This is a genomic window from Maribacter halichondriae, assembly GCF_027474825.1.
Taxonomy (GTDB): Bacteria; Bacteroidota; Bacteroidia; order Flavobacteriales; family Flavobacteriaceae; genus Meishania; species Meishania halichondriae.
The window spans coordinates 1,850,354-1,867,503 of sequence record NZ_CP107030.1; the positions used below are offsets into that span (position 1 = coordinate 1,850,354).

At 45.0% G+C, this 17,150-nt stretch carries 6 protein-coding genes and 1 tRNA gene; 2 read left to right on the plus strand and 5 right to left on the minus strand.

Annotated elements, in window-relative coordinates:
- The first annotated feature begins 43 nt into the window (after positions 1 to 43).
- Complete coding sequence (locus tag N8A86_RS08450) at positions 44 to 727, plus strand: head GIN domain-containing protein (protein ID WP_273568645.1); 684 nt, start codon at positions 44 to 46, stop codon at positions 725 to 727.
- Between the two features lie 34 nt (positions 728 to 761).
- A complete protein-coding gene (locus tag N8A86_RS08455) occupies positions 762 to 1,451 on the plus strand; it encodes a LysE family translocator (RefSeq protein WP_273568646.1) in 690 nt (229 codons plus the stop codon).
- A gap of 122 nt (positions 1,452 to 1,573) precedes the next feature.
- Here the strand turns inward: N8A86_RS08455 and N8A86_RS08460 are convergent.
- The 5 genes from N8A86_RS08460 to N8A86_RS08480 all read right to left on the minus strand — a co-directional run bounded on the left by N8A86_RS08460 (position 1,574) and on the right by N8A86_RS08480 (position 17,019).
- A tRNA-Cys gene (locus tag N8A86_RS08460) sits at positions 1,574 to 1,644 on the minus strand.
- A gap of 43 nt (positions 1,645 to 1,687) precedes the next feature.
- Positions 1,688 to 2,050 carry a dihydroneopterin aldolase gene (gene folB / locus N8A86_RS08465; RefSeq protein WP_273568647.1) on the minus strand — a complete coding sequence of 121 codons (363 nt, stop codon included), beginning with the start codon at positions 2,048 to 2,050 and terminating at the stop codon, positions 1,688 to 1,690.
- 181 nt (positions 2,051 to 2,231) lie between these two features.
- Positions 2,232 to 3,188, minus strand: coding sequence for a PorP/SprF family type IX secretion system membrane protein (locus tag N8A86_RS08470; protein ID WP_273568648.1), 957 nt, complete (start codon positions 3,186 to 3,188; stop codon positions 2,232 to 2,234).
- 17 nt (positions 3,189 to 3,205) lie between these two features.
- Positions 3,206 to 8,794 carry a T9SS type B sorting domain-containing protein gene (locus tag N8A86_RS08475; protein ID WP_273568649.1) on the minus strand — a complete coding sequence of 1,863 codons (5,589 nt, stop codon included), beginning with the start codon at positions 8,792 to 8,794 and terminating at the stop codon, positions 3,206 to 3,208.
- An 8-nt stretch (positions 8,795 to 8,802) separates the two neighbouring features.
- Positions 8,803 to 17,019 (minus strand): beta strand repeat-containing protein, encoded by an 8,217-nt coding sequence (locus N8A86_RS08480; RefSeq protein ID WP_273568650.1) that lies wholly within the window; start codon positions 17,017 to 17,019, stop codon positions 8,803 to 8,805.
- Positions 17,020 to 17,150: the final 131 nt, after the last annotated feature.

The following is a 17,150-nucleotide window of genomic DNA, read 5'->3' on the forward strand; positions in this document are numbered from 1 at the left end:
ATGGAATTTGTTTAAAGAAGGTAGCAACCTGCTAAAAACTGATATGATACAAAAAATAGGATTTCTTCTTGTGCTGCTATTTGGCCTACAAGTCGCAAATGCCCAAGATGAAAAAATAACCAAGAACCTGGAGACTTTTAAAGAAATAAAGGCTTTCGATGGTTTGTCGGTCAAACTTATCAAGTCCGATGTTAACAAGGCCGTAATTTCGGGCGAAAATATAGATAAGGTCGCCATCGTAAATAATGATGGGGTATTAAAGCTGCGCATGCAAATTGGCAAGATATTCAGCGGATATAAAACCTTTGTCGACGTGTATTATTCCGATAAGATAATTATCATCGATGTGAACGAAGATGCTAGAATCTCTTCCGCTGACATTATAAAACAAGACGTACTTGAGCTAAAGGCGCAAGAAGGCGGTGAATTGGATATTAATGCAGAAGTTGAACAGATGCTGATAAAGACCGTGACTGGCGGGGTCATTGAGACTTCAGGTTCTTCAGACCTGCAAGACGTGGCGATAAATACCGGAGGTGTTTATGAGGGCAAGGCCTTCAAAACTAAATTTTCAACGGTAAACGTAAATGCGGGATCAAAAGCAGAAATATATGCATCCGACTATGTGAAAGCCACAGTAAAAGCCGGTGGTGAGGTTCTTGTCTACGGGGATCCCGCAAAAATGGATGAAAAAACAGTATTTGGAGGAAAGATTACCCGAATGTAACCCAGTTATTTAATTTAAAAATCGAGCACCCAATATGTGGGATGATATACAGGCAGCGATTCCCTTGGGCTTTTTTTTAAGCTTTATGATCGGACCTGTATTCTTCGTATTGCTCGAAACTAGTGCAATCAAAGGTTTTAGGGCCGCCCTGGTTTTTGATTTGGGCGTGATTCTAGCCGATATTCTTTTTATTACAGCTGCCTATTTCAGCAGTTTTCAACTTTTGGAAAACTTGAGCAATCAACCTGGGCTTTACGTTTTTGGTGGGGTTATTCTTTTGGTATATGGCATCACGACGATTGTAAAGAAAGAAGGCAAGGCCAAAGTGGCAAAGGGAGCTGAAAAAACAGCAGTAAAAGTAAATAAGGGCTATCCAGGGCTTTTTCTTAAGGGTTTTTTACTCAATTTTATCAATATAGGGGTGCTGGTCTTTTGGTTAGGTGTTATTATTGTGGTGGGCCCCAGTCTGGACAATGACTCCAACCGCATTATCACTTTTTTCAGCACTATGGTCATCGCCTATTTTGTAACGGATATTCTAAAAATTCTTTTGGCAAAACAATTGAAGCGTAAACTTACCGTGAGACGCATACGATTGATAAAAAAAGGTTTGGGAATTATTCTAATGATATGTGGAGTGGTGCTTATTGTCAAGGGGTTTTTGCCCAAAGACCGGTTTAATATAGAAAAAGGCATCGAACGCATCGAACATATTAGGGAATGACCTCGGCACCATCATAAGGACTAGCCAGTTTTTCGAGAGGCATCGAGCGCCCCGAGACTTCGGGGGCACCGCTGTACAATATCCTAAATAAAAAAGCCCCCCAAGTCTAGGAGGCTTTTGGGAGGCATCGAGCGGATTCGAACCGCTGTACAAGCTTTTGCAGAGCTGTGCCTAGCCACTCGGCCACGATGCCATTTTAAGCTGCAAAGGTAATGTGTTTTTAAATATTGAAAAACTTAAGCCGTTCTTTTTTCTTTTAGGATAACGGTGACGTTTTCTACGTCGCCGCCAATAGGAGGGTTTATTTTCGATACCGATACCTTGGCTTTGGAAACTTCTCGTAGCTCAGAAAAAATGCGATGTAAGATTCTTTTTGCCACATGTTCCAAAAGTTTCGAGGCTATTTTCATTTCTTCCTTGACAATGCGGTTCAGATGAACGTAGTCGACCGTGTCTATCAAGCTATCGGAAAGTGAAGCTTTCTTCAGGGGCGCATTGACGGAAATGTTTACCAAGTATTCGCTTCCTATAATAGCCTCTTCCTTTAAACATCCATGATGTGCATAGATTTTAATATTCCTGACCTTTATTTTACCCATGCCGAATAATATTTGGGCAAACTTAAACCAATCTGATGAAAAATCACCAATAGCGAACTATCCGATAAACTGGTCGAAGGAAAAAAGCTCAATAACCTTAGTAAGACTGTATTGACATACAATGAACAAGAAGTAAGTAAATTTTTTCTAACGTCTAACAGCGAAGCGGTCTAACATCTTTTTAATAAGTACACCTACAATTACTAATACCTTGAAAGAGATCAACACCAATGGTAATGACATGCGTTCCAGTACTATAGCCCAATATTTCGTTCAAAATGATTTGATAACTGTATCCAAAGTAGAAATTACTCTTTTTAAGTCCTGCCAAGGGCGCAACATAAAGCGGCGAACCTATTTGATCGTTCAGAAAACGATAGTTGACCCCAAAGTAATAGTAGTCCTCGAACTCATAGACACGAAATTTCAGGTTTAGGTCCGTTTCGGAGCGTCCATCACTTTCGAACAGTTTGAAAAGAATGGAAGGTTCAATCTCTAAACGGCTATTCTTATTTTTCATGTAGCGATATCCCGTGTAGACATAATAATTCCTTAGCTCGTTCGGTTCATCGATATTGAAGGTCAAGCTTCTAGGATCTTTGTTGATGAGGTTGGATGCATTTAAACTAAGGTAGAACTTATCATACCGATAAAGCGCCCCAACATCAAAGTTATGGTTCGTGGTCTGTCGATTGTTTACGATACCACCGTCAGGAAAGTTGATCAAATCAAACTTGTCGATATCGATGCGAAACTGGTTAAAATTATAGGACAGCCCGAACGAAAGAAACTCATCCTCATAACGGTCAAGTGTCAAGTGATGTGCAAAAGAAATGCGCGCCCCCTGTTGTTTTGTGTATCCGTTACTGTCGTTATAAAGAAACAGACCCACACCAGATTTTTCACCTAATCGCATATCTGCTGCCAATGACTGGGTTCTAGGCGCATCTTTAATACCGACCCATTGTGCAAGTCCGTTCAACCGTATTTTGATATGATCACCGATACCGGCATAGGTAGGCGACAGAACAAAAGGGTTGTCGGCTAGATATTGTGAGAGTTGGGGCGAGTTAAGCTCTTGACCCCAAGAAAAGAAAGTACAAACAAACAACGTTAAGGTCAATACTATTTTACGCATGCTTTTTAGGTTAAGTTTTAACGATAAAGGGTAAAATGTCCTACAAATTCTCTGTCATCTTCCTCTCCTTTGAGTTTTATTACGTACCAATAATCTCCAGAAGGCAATTCTTTGCCTTGGTAGATACCGTTCCATCCTTGGTCGTTGTAGCCCAATCTGTAAACCTCTCTACCATAACGATCAAATATGATGGTTAGTATTTCTGGAAAGGCTTCCATGTTTTTCGGTTTCCAAGTATCGTTTAGGCCGTCACCATCGGAAGGCGTAAAGAAATTCGGAATTTCGATGTCGATGAATTCCATATATATACTGGTTATGGCCTCACAATCGTTTTCATCGACGACCCGTACCTCGTACGTATCGCTTCTACGGATTCTGAACGTATTGTCCGCACCATTGTTCTCATCATCGAAATAGAACGTATATCCTTCTTTTCCACCCGAGGCCGTTGCCGTTATTTCATTAAGATTTAGCTGCTCGGCAGTGACGGTCAAAGGCTCGAAATTCTCGATTTCAAAAGGAATGGTAAGGATACACCCATTGGCATGTGCAATGACAATATAATGGCTGCCCGGTGCAATATCCCTAAAATCAGGATTCAATTGCATATCGGCTGTATCTTCTGAATCCAAAGCATATAGCACATCACCGATTACGGATTCGTCTTCAAGGGTAATGTTCACATAATTGTTCGGAGTATCGCCTGTACATTCGTAAACGGGTTCCACAAATGCATTTAGGTTAACACCTTCTTCAACCTCTACCACAATATTCGTTTGGCAATCGTTTGCATCCCTAACAAATAGTACGTGATTGCCTGCTGGCAAACCAGGAAATTCGATTTGGTCCAGCGTAACAGGCACAAAGTCAGTTGCCGTATTTGAGTTGAATGCAGCGCGATACGGTGCGGTACCACCAAGTATCGTCAATGTTATGGTGCCGTCCTCGCTTCCTGCGCAGATTTCGGGTGTTGCCACTGCACTAACGGTCAAAACTTCTGGAGCGCCTATTGTTTCCGTAAACGATTCGAAACAGCCATTTTGGTCTTGGGCGATGATTGTATAAGTTCCAGGTGCCAAATCGTCAAACACGTTGTTCGTATCGAATTGGTTGAGGTTGGGTGAAATAGCATAGATATATCCACCCGCACCACCGGAAGGAGTTACCGTAATACTTCCATTTTCATCCCCAAAACACAATACATCAACTACATCTCTTGTAAAGGCCAGGGGTTCTGGCTGACCAATTACGACCTGCTCCGCGCCTGTGGTACAATCCTCACTAATGACGGTCACATAATATGTTCCGGCCAGTAAGCCTCCGAATTCGCCCGTAGGTTGAGCCGAACCGGTAACGCTGTTGGTCAATGCCGCATCCGTGAAGAGCTCGAACATATAGTTGCCCATACCAAATTCGGCACTAGCATAAATAATCCCTGTGCTATCACCATTACAATTGACGGATACAATTTGGTCAACAGTCAACACCAATGGAATAATCTCATTTTCGGTAATGGCGTTCGAAGCTACCGATTCACACAAGTTGACCGCATCACGCACATAATACTGATGTGTACCTGCTCCCAAAGTGCCGGAAGCCGGCAAAGGCATTGGATTACTCGTCATCGGAGACCAATTGGTATTGTCTACACTATAATCATAAGATCCACTTCTACCGCCTGTAGCAGTTAGCTCAAACTCAACTCCTGTTGCACAGGTCAATGGATCTGTACGGATCAATGAAGCCGAAACCTTACTAGGCTCATCGATGATGACCTGATTGGTTTCCACATCGCAATTCCACCCATCGGAAACGGTAATGCTATAGATTCCACCAGCAAGACCTGTAAAAGTGTTATTGGATTGTGGCCCGGAACTGAAATCGATTGTAGTGCCTGCGGCATCATAATAGTTTAATTGATATTGATAGGTACCACTACCACCACCGGCAACATTGGCAGTTACAGTTCCGGTGGTATCGCCGAAACATGCCAGATCGGTAGTCAACGGTGTCGCATTGGCCACTATTTGTGAAGGTTCGACTAGAATTTCGGTATCAGTTATGACACAACCCGGTGTACGGGCACTATCTGTTATCGATACCGTATAGTTTTCTGCTGAAAGCCCCGTGAACACAAAACTCAATACATCATCAGCGGTATAGACCTGACCAGTATCCGTATTGGTCAACACGATATCATAGGGCGCAACTCCACCACTAGGATCGACAAGAATCTCGCCTTGATCGTTGGTACAAGTTACATTCGCTAACGGATCAACGATTGCGGTCAACGGCATATCGGGTGAAATAATGGTAATTACATTCGAATCGTCCGAGCAGCGTGTACTGGTAGGGTCGGTTTCGACTACGATTACATAGTAATTTCCTCCAGAAAGTCCATTTATCGTCAATGGATTTGTTGCCGTGTTCCCAGAACCTGTTTGTGCACTTGTTCCGGCTTGGGTAAACACTTCAAAATCGTAATCTCCAGAACTGCCGGTCAATCCGGTCACATTGATTTCCAAAGAACCATTATTATCACCAAAACAGATTACGGGATCTATGGCAGTAGCCGTTACTTCGATTAGGTCGTACAGCGCGATCGTATAAGTAGCCGTATCTACATAACATCCTGTTGTGGTATCGGTAATACGGAAGGAATAATTACCCACATCGGTCAAGTCGAATGTTGCAGTATTGCCCGTACTGGCCGTCTGTGTTCCGTTTGGATTGCCTAATGGTAACAATTCATACGTATAGGTATGGGGATTGCCATCATCGGTAACGGCAATGACCACTTCTTCGCGACCATTTACACAGGTTATCGCATCTGAAAGCGCAACTGCAGCGGTGAAAACGTTCAATGGGTCGATAACCTGTGTAGGTATCGTAAACAAACAACCGTTGGCATCACGAATAACGATATCATAATTACCCGCAGTATTCACAGTATGAGTAAACACATCTCCGCCGGTTGGCAAGAATGAACCTCCGTTAACACTATAGAAATAATTCGGAGTTCCTGTTCCAGTTGTAATGGTAACTTCAATTGTGGCCGATTGTTCCGCATTATTCATATCACAAGCAAAGGGCACTACATTCGTTATGGCCGCTGCCAAAGCAATTGGTTCACCAATAGTCACTTGGTCGACAGCAACACAATTTCTATTCGACATTACGGTAATATCCCATGTACCGGCCGTTAATCCAGTAAATAGATTGATATTGGTTTGGGTAAACGTGGATGTGCCATCGGTAATCTCAAAGATATATGGTGGGTTATCGTTCACCCCGGCACTTGGCGCTTCCAAATTAACGGTAATCGAACCATCGGAAGCTCCGGCACAACTTACATCCGTTTTGCTCGGAGTCAACAAGGTAACTGGAGTTGGTTCCTCCAGGGAAATTGGCGCGTCGGCAAAACAATTGGGCGTGCCCAAGGTGTTGTCCGTAATCCGCACAATATAATCTCCGAAGGCGACTCCTGTGAATTGGTTGCCAATTGGAGCAATTCCAGTTGGAGTCAAGTCGGATCTCAACAATTCGGAGGTATATGCCCCTGAACCACCCACAACCGTGAATTCGATGACTCCATCATCGGCCGCACAAGTGGGTTGTGTCAATACAACAGTACTTGCCAAAAGCTCAGGTTCGATGGTAATATTTTCGGGATCTTCACAGCCGTTAGCATCACGAATTGTTATCGTATGCCCCCCTGCATTCAATCCGGTATAGGTATAAGGGAAACTCACAATACTTTGAAAAGTCCCTCCGTCGATACTCATAGTATACGGAGCAATGCCAGTATTTACGGCATCCAAGGAAACGGTAACTCCGAAACTTCCTTCATCGGCACATTCGTCATCGATGGCCAATGTAATATCGGGAGTCGTATCGGTATCAATCGCAACCGCATAGGGTACAACAATGATACATCCGTTGACATCCTGTACATAGATGTCCCAGTTTGGGTTGACCGATGGATTTAATTCAACGGTGTTGTCGAATGGGAAGGATCCTGGCACTCCAGCTCCGCTTTGAGAAGCTCCATAAGTATAGGGCCCTGTTCCACCGGTAGCTTGAATGGTTACTATCGCATCTGTCACAGTACAATTGGCATTCACATTATCCACCAATTGCAAGGCCAAAGGCTCTGGTGCATCAATGGTAACATTGTTCGAAACCGAAGTACATTCTGGAAATGCAGTTTCGGTAATTTCAACTGAATAGGTTCCGGCCGCAAGTGTTGTAGAAACATTGAATGTATATGGATCAGTTGTCGCATTATTGGAAGCCGATGTTCCGACGACCAGGGCTCCGGTATTGTCCAATATTTGATAATCAAACGTTCCGGTATAGCCGGTTATGGTCACTTCAATGACTCCATCAGCACTATCGCTACAGGTCGCATCGGTCGTTACGACGGCGGTTACATCTATTAGGTCGTATGGTAAAATAGTATGCTCGACGGTTACCTTACAATTGGTAATGGTATCAAGTATTTCATAAACATAGGTGCCCGGAAGGGTCAAAATGATATTGGTCGGATCGGCCACTATGGCGCCACCTGGTAGTGCTGTGTACGTATAAGTTCCGGATCCGTTGGAAGCCACAATCTCGATAATTTCCTCCCCGTTACTACAATCGATAGCCTGTAACCTATTGATTACAGCCATTACTCCTTGTCTTGCGGGAATAGGCACAACAACCGCATCCGTACAATGATTAGCATCCTTCACGACAACATTGACATCTGGTGAACCAAAAGGCACGTCATAGGTATTACCTGGCTGATAGTTTAATCCGTTATCAAAGCTATACACGAACGGCCCTGTTCCAGAAGGATTACCAGGGGTGGCATCGTTCACGGTTACGGTAATCGTGCTAGCGGCATCGTCACAGCTAAACGCTGAAGCGGTTGCTGAAACATCCAATACCGTCGGTTCGTCGACATCGATGGATTGCGTGTCCATGCATCCCTTGTCAGAAATCACGGTTACATTATAGGTACCCTGTGTCAATCCTGGGAATACATTCGTTGGCTGCCTCGTGGTACCACCATCCAAACTATATTCGTAAGGGATATCGCTGTTGCCCGCAAGTAGATTTACCGTAACAGAACCATCGCTCCCACCATTGCAGCTGACATCAACGGCATCTAAGGTAAACGCTGGAATAGCCGGTGCAGGCAAGGTAATTGTTACTTGCTCCGTGCAATTGGTCGTTGTATCCTCTACTTCAAAAGTATAGGCCACGGAGTGTGTCAAACCTGTAAAAATTCCGGTTCCGTTGGATGGACCAGCTGGTACGGTTTGTGTATAGCTATACGCACCCGAACCTCCATTTGCGGTAACGGTAACCTCTCCGGCATTGGCGGGCACACAAGTTTCATCTGCTGAAATATTGGCCACAATGCTTACCGGAGGATAAATCATAATATTTTCGGTCTCGCCACATCCGTTGTTATCTAAAATCTCGATAGAATGCGCGCCAGAACTCAAATTCGTAAGCGTCATTACATCGCTGGCATTGACTAAACCGTTGGCCGGTTGTGGCGCACCTCCATCAACACGGATGGTGTGTGGCGTAATCCCGGCAACATCCAAAGTAATGTCTATAGAGAACCCCCCTCATCCGAAGTACATTGATCTGTAGTTGCCAAACTGATTTCCGGAGAAGGATCGGTAGGAACGTTCGCAGTATCAAAACGGATACAATTATTGGCATCCTTGATATATACGATATAGTTTCCGCCTTCTACGTTAAATACATTGGCCGTACTGCCCGCCCACGTCAATGCTGTCGGAGCAGGATCGGTCGAAAGCGCAATTTGATATTGGTAAGGCGCAGTACCGAACTGGCCTATGGCGGAAACTTGTCCCGCATTTAGGTTACAGTTGTCATTTTTATCAACGGTCGCGGTAACGGCTAAGGTATTGGTCGATTCGGTGATGGTGAACTGAGCCGAGGCAACTGTACACCCATTGTATGTTGTGCCGCCGTTTTCGGTAAACAGAATATAGTACACACCTGGAGATAATGGACCTAAGTTGGAAACGGAAACCCCGGTTCCAACAGCAGGTGGATTCACGGCTGAAGAGCCGCCGATACCCGTTGTTACATTTGATTGTGAATTGAATATTTCATAGTCAACGCTTGTCGCATCCCCTTCATAATTATCAAATGAAAAGCTCACATTACCATCATTGCTACCCGTACAGGTTACGTTGTTGATTGCATCCAAAGAGGAGGTCAGGCTTGAGGGCGAATCTATAGGAGTATCCGCTGTTTCAAAATAGTAACAATTGGTGGTCAAATCATGAACCACGAAAGTATAGGTAATCCCCGGAGTGAGTCCCGTAAATGTGGCCGTATCACCTCCAGGAGCATCGGCAAGAACATAAGATGAGGAATACGGAGATATATATGTTTCCAATATCGCAAACTCATAATTTCCACTACCTACGATAGACGCAACGGTAATGATCGCTGTACCTCCAGTAGTACAATCCGGGGTAGCTGTAGAGACGTCGATATCCAAATCGTTTGGAGGGGAAGCGATGATATTGGTAGTTCGAACCGAACAACCGTTCGAATCGATCACATCTACCTCATAGATGCCGAATTCCAAGATGGCAAAAGTATGGTCTTCACCACCAGTGGTAGTGGTATATGTTGAGCTATATCCGTTATTTCCTGTCAAATGATACGTGAATTCTGCAATTCCGCCGGCAACATTTTCGACCGTAATCGAACCAGGGTCGGTACCTGTGGCCGCATTACAAGTTATCGGAACCAAGTTTACATCATAGGTAATGGCTACAGGTTCTCCAATGACAATCGTCTCCATGTCGGTACACGATTTCGCATCGGTTACGGTGACCTCGTAGCTGCCAGCCGGAAGCCCCGAAGTCTGAGTTCCATAATTTGTTACGGTCGTAGTATTGACTACGGATATAGTAAAAGGAGCCAATCCCTGTGTGTTGTCTAGATTGACCTGAATCGTCGCTCCGGCATCCCCATTACAAAGAATGGAAACCGTCTCGATCAATGATGTTATATCGGGGTTGGTAATCGGGTCGACTACCGCCCGAGCTATTACCTGACATCCTTGATTATCAGTAATCCTGAAATCGTATGTTCCGGCCGTGGAAGCCGAGTAGGAAAACGTATTTCCCACTATGGACGTAGTTGCCGACCACGTGGTTCCGCCATTGGTGCTGACCTCATATGTCGTATAAGGCAAATAGCCGTTATTGATGGTCACATCGATGACCGCATCCGGAGAGACGGTACAGTCAAGTGATTTTGTAACTATGGCGGATGCCGTAAGCTGCGGTTCGATGGTCACACTTGACAATACATTCGAAACACATCCAAAGGCATCGGTAACCTGAATATCATACGTACCCGGAATCAAATTAGAAATCGTAAAAGGATTCCCCACTACAGCGGTTTGCCCACCTCCATTGATACTATAGGTGTATGGTGCAATACCATCCGTAATGTTGATAACCAATGAAGCCTGATCTGTGCCGTCAAAGCAATAGTCCGAAGTTGCATCGATCGCAATCGATGGGGCTTGGGCCGGATTTATGGTAATTGGCCTTATGACAACGCAATTACCGGCATCTCGAATATAGATATCGTATGTGCCTGCAGGGACATTCGCAAATGTATTCGCACTTTGGTACGCATATACTATAGCGGGTCCAGCAGTGTTTTCCAACTGATATTCATAGCTGCCCCAACCACCTATCGGTGTAACTGTAATCGTGGAATTTTCGGCACAGGTAACCGGGGTGTTGGTAAAGGTAAAATCCAACGCCGCAGGTGGGTTCTCAATCGTCATCGAAGTTGTAGCGGTACAATTCGTGGTATCGTCGGTGATAGTAACGGTATAGGTTTCTGCCGCTAATCCTGTTACTGTAATCGGTGTTGCTGTATTGATGTTATTCTGTGATTGCACAACAGCCGCGACACTGTTCGTCACGGCATAGCTATAGGTTGAGGCAAAATCACTTACTGTGAACGAGAACGCACCATCGGAAGCTCCAAAACAGCTAACATTATTGGTCAATTGTGCCAGTACGGCAACACGATCTATATCGGTTACAGTATAGGTTCTTTGAATCGTACACTCTTTGTCATCGGTAATTTCGAATGTATAGGTGCCTGGTGCCAGGCCTGTAAATACATTGCTTGACCCGTTATCGATTACACTCCCTGCTGGAGCTGTAATCTCATAGTTAAAAGGAGCCGTTCCACCGCTTACCGTAACGGTCACATCGGATACAATGGACGGACAGGTAGGTGCAGTCTGGGCAAACGACAATTCGGTAGGAGGATCGCGCGGGTCAATGATAATAGCCGGAGTTTCTTCCGTACAGTCATTCGCATCTTTTACCGTGATGGCGTATGTGCCCGCGGTGATTCCCGTATTGAATGTATCGGCACCTTGAAAATTGACTCCATCAAGACTAAAGGTATAGCCTGGAGTTCCTCCAGAATAGCCGGTTACCTGAATTGTTGCCGAAGTATTATCGCAACGATAATCGGTTACTACAGTTATTGTTCCTGGATTAATCACCGAAGGAGCGGTCAAAGTCACATTATCCGCGAATACACATCCTTTGGAGTCGGTTACGGTGTAGTTGTAGGTTCCATCTGCAAGTCCCGGATAGGTCGTTTGAGCCGAAGACGCACTACCGTCAAATACGATTTGGTAAGGCGGTAAACCACCTGAAATTTGCAATTCGGCGATACCGTCGGCACTTGTATTACAAAGTGGTTCGGTGATAACTTCCACCACGGTTGGAGGACTATTGTCAGATACAATTATTTGATTGGTCGTTACCGTACAACTTTCAGTATCGGTAATTACGAATTCGTAGGTTCCGGCCGTGTCAGTGAAATACGAAAACGGTATACTGGGTACAGGTGTACTAGCCTGAAAGGATGCTCCATTTAGGAACACCTCATAGCTAAAGGTAGGATTGCCGCCAGCAATGTTGATGCTGATTTCAGCATCGGGGGTAGCAGTACAATCCAAGTCTTTAACCAGGGCTGCTGATGCGGTAAGGGTCGGGAATACATCGATACTCGCTGTGCCCATACAATTTTTGCTGTCGATTACTTCTAAAGCATAACTTCCTGGGCCCAATCCGGTAAAAGTTGCGTTGGTCTGGTAAGCACCGCCGTTCAAACGATATTGAAAAGGACCCACTCCACCAGCGGTTACGTTGGCCGTCAAGGTCAATCCGGTTGTGCTGTCATAGCACAGGCTATTTGCGCTCACTTCCAAGGTTGGAGCGACGGTCGAGGTCAATGAAAAAGTATCGGTTATTACACATCCTCCGGCATCGCGAACTGTCACTTCATAATTTCCTGAAGTGTCGGTAAGCCCTGTAAACGAAGTGGTCGATTGTGGACCTCCAACTAAGGTTCCGGATGGGTCACGAAGCTCGTATTCGTAACTTCCCCATCCGTCCGAGGCAGTGATCACCACAGATCCCGGTACCGTTCCACTTGTGGAACAGCTAAGATCTGTTACATCCAAATCAGAAATGATCAAGGCGGCAGGTGGTGCGGCGATGGTAACATCGACAGTGGCCGTACAGTTTGTATCGTTGTCCGTTACGGTAATCGTATAGGTGCCTGCCGCCAAACCTGTCAGCGGTATCGCATTGGCTGTTTGCGCAGTTCCCGAGAAAGGCGCTGGACCTGTTATCGAATAGTCGTACGAGGCACCATAATCGGAAACGTTGAAAGTAGCCCCTCCATCGGAAAGACCAAAACAAGTAATATTATTATCTAATTGACTAGTGACACCAATCTGGTCAACGGGGTCAATTCTGAAATCTTCGGTATATACACATCCTTTATCATCGGTTACCCTGAAGGTATAAGTATTCGGGGCCAGTCCATTAAAATCGGCGGAACTTCCCGAAGTAGAGGTGGCCGCAATGGGCGATGGCGCCATGATATCGAAGGTAAACGGTGTATTTCCGTTGGTTACCGTTACGGTAACATCAGAAGTTAGTGAAGGACAGTTTGGCGCACTCGCCACAAAAGTAAGATCACTAGGTTCATTTAGGGGGTCAAAAATAACGGCGTTTGTCGTAAATGTACAATCATTGGCATCACGTATGGTAATCGTGTAGGTGCCGTCAGTAAGGTTGGAAAAAGTTTCTGCTCCTACCCCACTGAAAAAATTGACTCCGTCGATACTATATTCGTATGGCGCGGTACCGCCAGTAACATTTTGGGCTTGAATACTTCCGTTTTGGTCACAGGTGTAGTCCAATAAAATGGCGGCTGTACCACTCACCCCTTCTGTTGGTCCGGCAATGGTAAATGTTTCCTCAATTTGACAAAGAACAGTGCTACTGGTCTGAACGATAGCCAGTGTGTAATCGCCTTGTGGGAGATTTGTAAAAGTTCCAGAAGTATTACTGTCCGTTGTGGTATCCGGATAGGTCAAAAGATAGGATAGTGAGAAGCCTGCGTTATCGGTCACATTTACCGAAATCGATCCGTCGGCCGCACCAAAACAAGTTTCGTCGGTAAAACTTGTAGTATAGGCGATGGTAGGTTCCATTATCGTAACGGTGTTGGAAATATAGGAACAATTGTTTTCGTCGACCACTACAAAACTATATTCTCCAGGAACCGTAATGTTGAAATCGGTATTGGTTTGGTATTCTCCGGGGGGAATGGAAGTTACATCCGGGTAGGAGGTAATTGTGGTCCCGCCCTCATCCACAAAGGTCCAAATGGCATAGGTATAATCAGGTTGACCCCCATTCGGCTGCATGTCTATGATACCATTTCCACAGATGATCGGTTGCGTAACATTGGCGGTGAGGCGTAAATCGTCGTTATCGACAATGATTACCGATTCGACATGGATACATCCATCGGCAGTCTTGGCAATCGCAAAATAGTCACCCGGTATTAGATCACTGAATGTAAAATTATTGTCTGGTTGGGCCGTTTCGCTATCCACCAAAGTTCCGCCTGGATGTTGCCCATAATAAGGGTCGTTTGGCGGCGGTGGAGGTGGTGGAGTACCATCATCCAATCGGATTTCATACTCATAATCAGGGTCCACACCACTTACTTGAAGGTTTATTGTTCCCAAGGCGATACAGGTTGTCGGGGTAACGGTAACCGAAGTAGACATGTCACGCTCCAAAATACCTATCGCATTGGTGCTAAAAATACAAGCGTTGGGTATGGGCTGACCAGAACCGTCCAATTGAGTTACCTCTACGCGATAGCCACCATTTTCACCGGTTGCAAAATCGAAAGTATTGTTGGTTGAGAAAGGAACAATTACATTTCCGGTCGCATCATCGACCAATCGATATCCGTAGCCCGTGGTCGGATTGGTAACGGTGATGTTACCGGGCGTACCGCAAATAATGTCTCGCTTGTTTGCCTGTACATCGAGGGTATTTTGAAAAACATTGAAATAGAAGCGGCTGGTACAACCGTTTTGATAGGTAACCTGCAATCGGTACTTTCCAGCGCTATCAACTGTATAATTATTTCCTATACCTACTTGGTTCCATGTACAGGTTAGATTTTTATTGGCGCAGTTATCCCCTAGTTGAGTACAACTTCCTTCATCCAATTGTTCCCAAACAATATTCTGGGCGTCTAGAATATCGACCTGTATACCCCTTGTGTCGTTCAATCCGCAAAGAAATAGTTTTGGCAAAGGAGTACCGTCATTACAATCGGGAACAATCTCTCCGGCCAAATCATTGGTAGGGTCCGTATCGGCGTTAACGGAATTAAAATATTCGATGACCGGATTAGGAATCGTTCCAGAACCGTAAGGCACTACATGAATGATTTCCTTGAACCCTTTACAAGGGTCGGCAACGATTTTATCCACAATATAGGTTCCTACTGTGGTAACTTGAATCGTACTTGGGTCGTTATCGGGATCGCCATCGTTAATGGTGGTATCACTTGCATCGAAAACACCATTGTCATTGTCATCCCTTTTCCAAATATATTCATCGAATCCATCCCCGGCATCCAAAATCGCGGAAGCACCACAAAGCTCTACGGTGCGTTCGAAATTACAATCGGAAAGGTCATCCAAAAGAAAGTTTGTTGCCCCGGGAATTACAAATCCGCAGGCATCAAAGTCGGTAACACTTTCATCATTGGAAATCAAGGCACTGTTCTCGACACCCCGATAACTTGAAAAGGCCAAGTTTTGGATAAGGTCAGAACATGCATCGATAAAGTCAAAACAATTTTCGGCAACGTCGACTCGCATGCGAATCGAATATGCGGGATCATTTTCATTGACAAGGTCGTCGGGCACATAGAAGTATATGGTATGTGTGGCAACATCGTAGCTGTACTCAACCCCGGCCGGCAGGGTAAGATCCGCTGCGGTAAAATCGTTTCCGTTGGGTGGGTGTACATTTACAGGAAGTACGTCGCGAATGGTATACCAAGCCCCAGTTTGTGGCCCATTTCCTGGCCCCGGTCCGGTGGCATCATCGTTACCTATATTTTGGAAAGTCAACACATAGTCCAAGGTTTGCCCAAGATTTACGCCTAGACCTGTGATATCGGTCCCTCCGATATCTTCGACACGCTTTTCGAGCACCACATTGGGGGCAATAATCTCTACGTCAAAAGCCGTAAAGAAAATATCATATTTATCCTGCGACGAACTTGCTCTGAGTATGGCACTTGTTGCGTCATTGGGAATGACATTGTTAAAGTTGTTTACAACGGGAAATAAGTCGGTATCCCACCCCAAAGTGTTCACACTGTTCGGGTTTCTTGCGGTAAGAATATTGGGATCAATCGAGATGTTCGAGTTAAAGAAGTTGTTGGCAGGGTTTACCGTACTGCTTAATGGGGTAAAAGGATTCCCTCCGGAACTTATCGAGAGGCCGTCACCCGGAATGTTATTATCACCTTCAAGAGCGGCGACAGCGATGTTTGCATTAACATTGAAAGGTGCAGGGAGGGTGGTAAATCCGCTAATCGGAATATCAGTAGTTTCACCGGATTTAATTCCTGCATAGCCGTCAAAAGTAGTGATGTATTTACTTCCGGGAAGATTTGGATTTTCATAAACGACGACCATAGTCCATCCTCCTGATATACCTCCCTGTATTCCCCCGCCTAGGCTGGCCCTAACGTTGGCTACAAAATAGTCTCCGTCAGGATTCGGAAGTGCCGTCAATATTGAAGTTACGTCCTTATAACAGGCATACGGACTGTAATTGCCGAAATCGGCATCTCCATCGCCGTCGAAGAGAATTTCATCCGCTGTAATATCCTGATAGGCCCCGCCGGGCACTTGAAACTTGATCTGGTCGATGTTGCTTCGATCCGGATTTACGTAAACGGCGCCCCAATAGAGACCTGCATAGCGGATTAATGAACAGCTTTCATCGGGCACATCTAAAGTGGCGCTACTGGAACTAAATGTAGTGGCATCACCGTCAATGTCGATGTACTGCATGTTAAGATTGTCATTGTACTGAGAGGCGCCCCCTGTTGCGTTATAGGGATCATTGGGGCTTGCTGCCGGGTAGTTCACCCAGCGTCGTCTCCACCTGTTCCCATTCCAGTACCACTCCCATCCAGAAAAAGCATCTTGCTGCCTATTTACTATGTTGTTGGCAATAAAGGTGAGTTCACCTCTAATATCCGCCGAATAGCGAACATCAAAGTCGTTTTTTACCTGTGAAAAGACGGAAGAAAGCCCCATAAAGAAGATAAGGGCCAATAAAAACTTTGTGGTTGACTTTATAAACATCAGGTCGGTTAAGTTTAGTTTTACCAATAGACAGCCTATTTGTACTTTAATTTGGTCACGATAGTCTTCCTAGTGACAAAACATGGCAATGGAAAGCTATCAACAACAAATATTAGTCATAATATTGAGAGCTTGAATTTAATGTTGTAGCCTATTGG

Bases quoted from the DNA above. Each gene is read 5' to 3' on its own strand.
- N8A86_RS08450 (WP_273568645.1), top strand. From the start codon at position 44: ATGATACAAAAAATAGGATTTCTTCTTGTGCTGCTATTTGGCCTACAA.
- N8A86_RS08455 (WP_273568646.1), top strand. From the start codon at position 762: ATGTGGGATGATATACAGGCAGCGATTCCCTTGGGCTTTTTTTTAAGC.
- folB (WP_273568647.1), bottom strand. From the start codon at position 2,050: ATGGGTAAAATAAAGGTCAGGAATATTAAAATCTATGCACATCATGGA.
- N8A86_RS08470 (WP_273568648.1), bottom strand. From the start codon at position 3,188: ATGCGTAAAATAGTATTGACCTTAACGTTGTTTGTTTGTACTTTCTTT.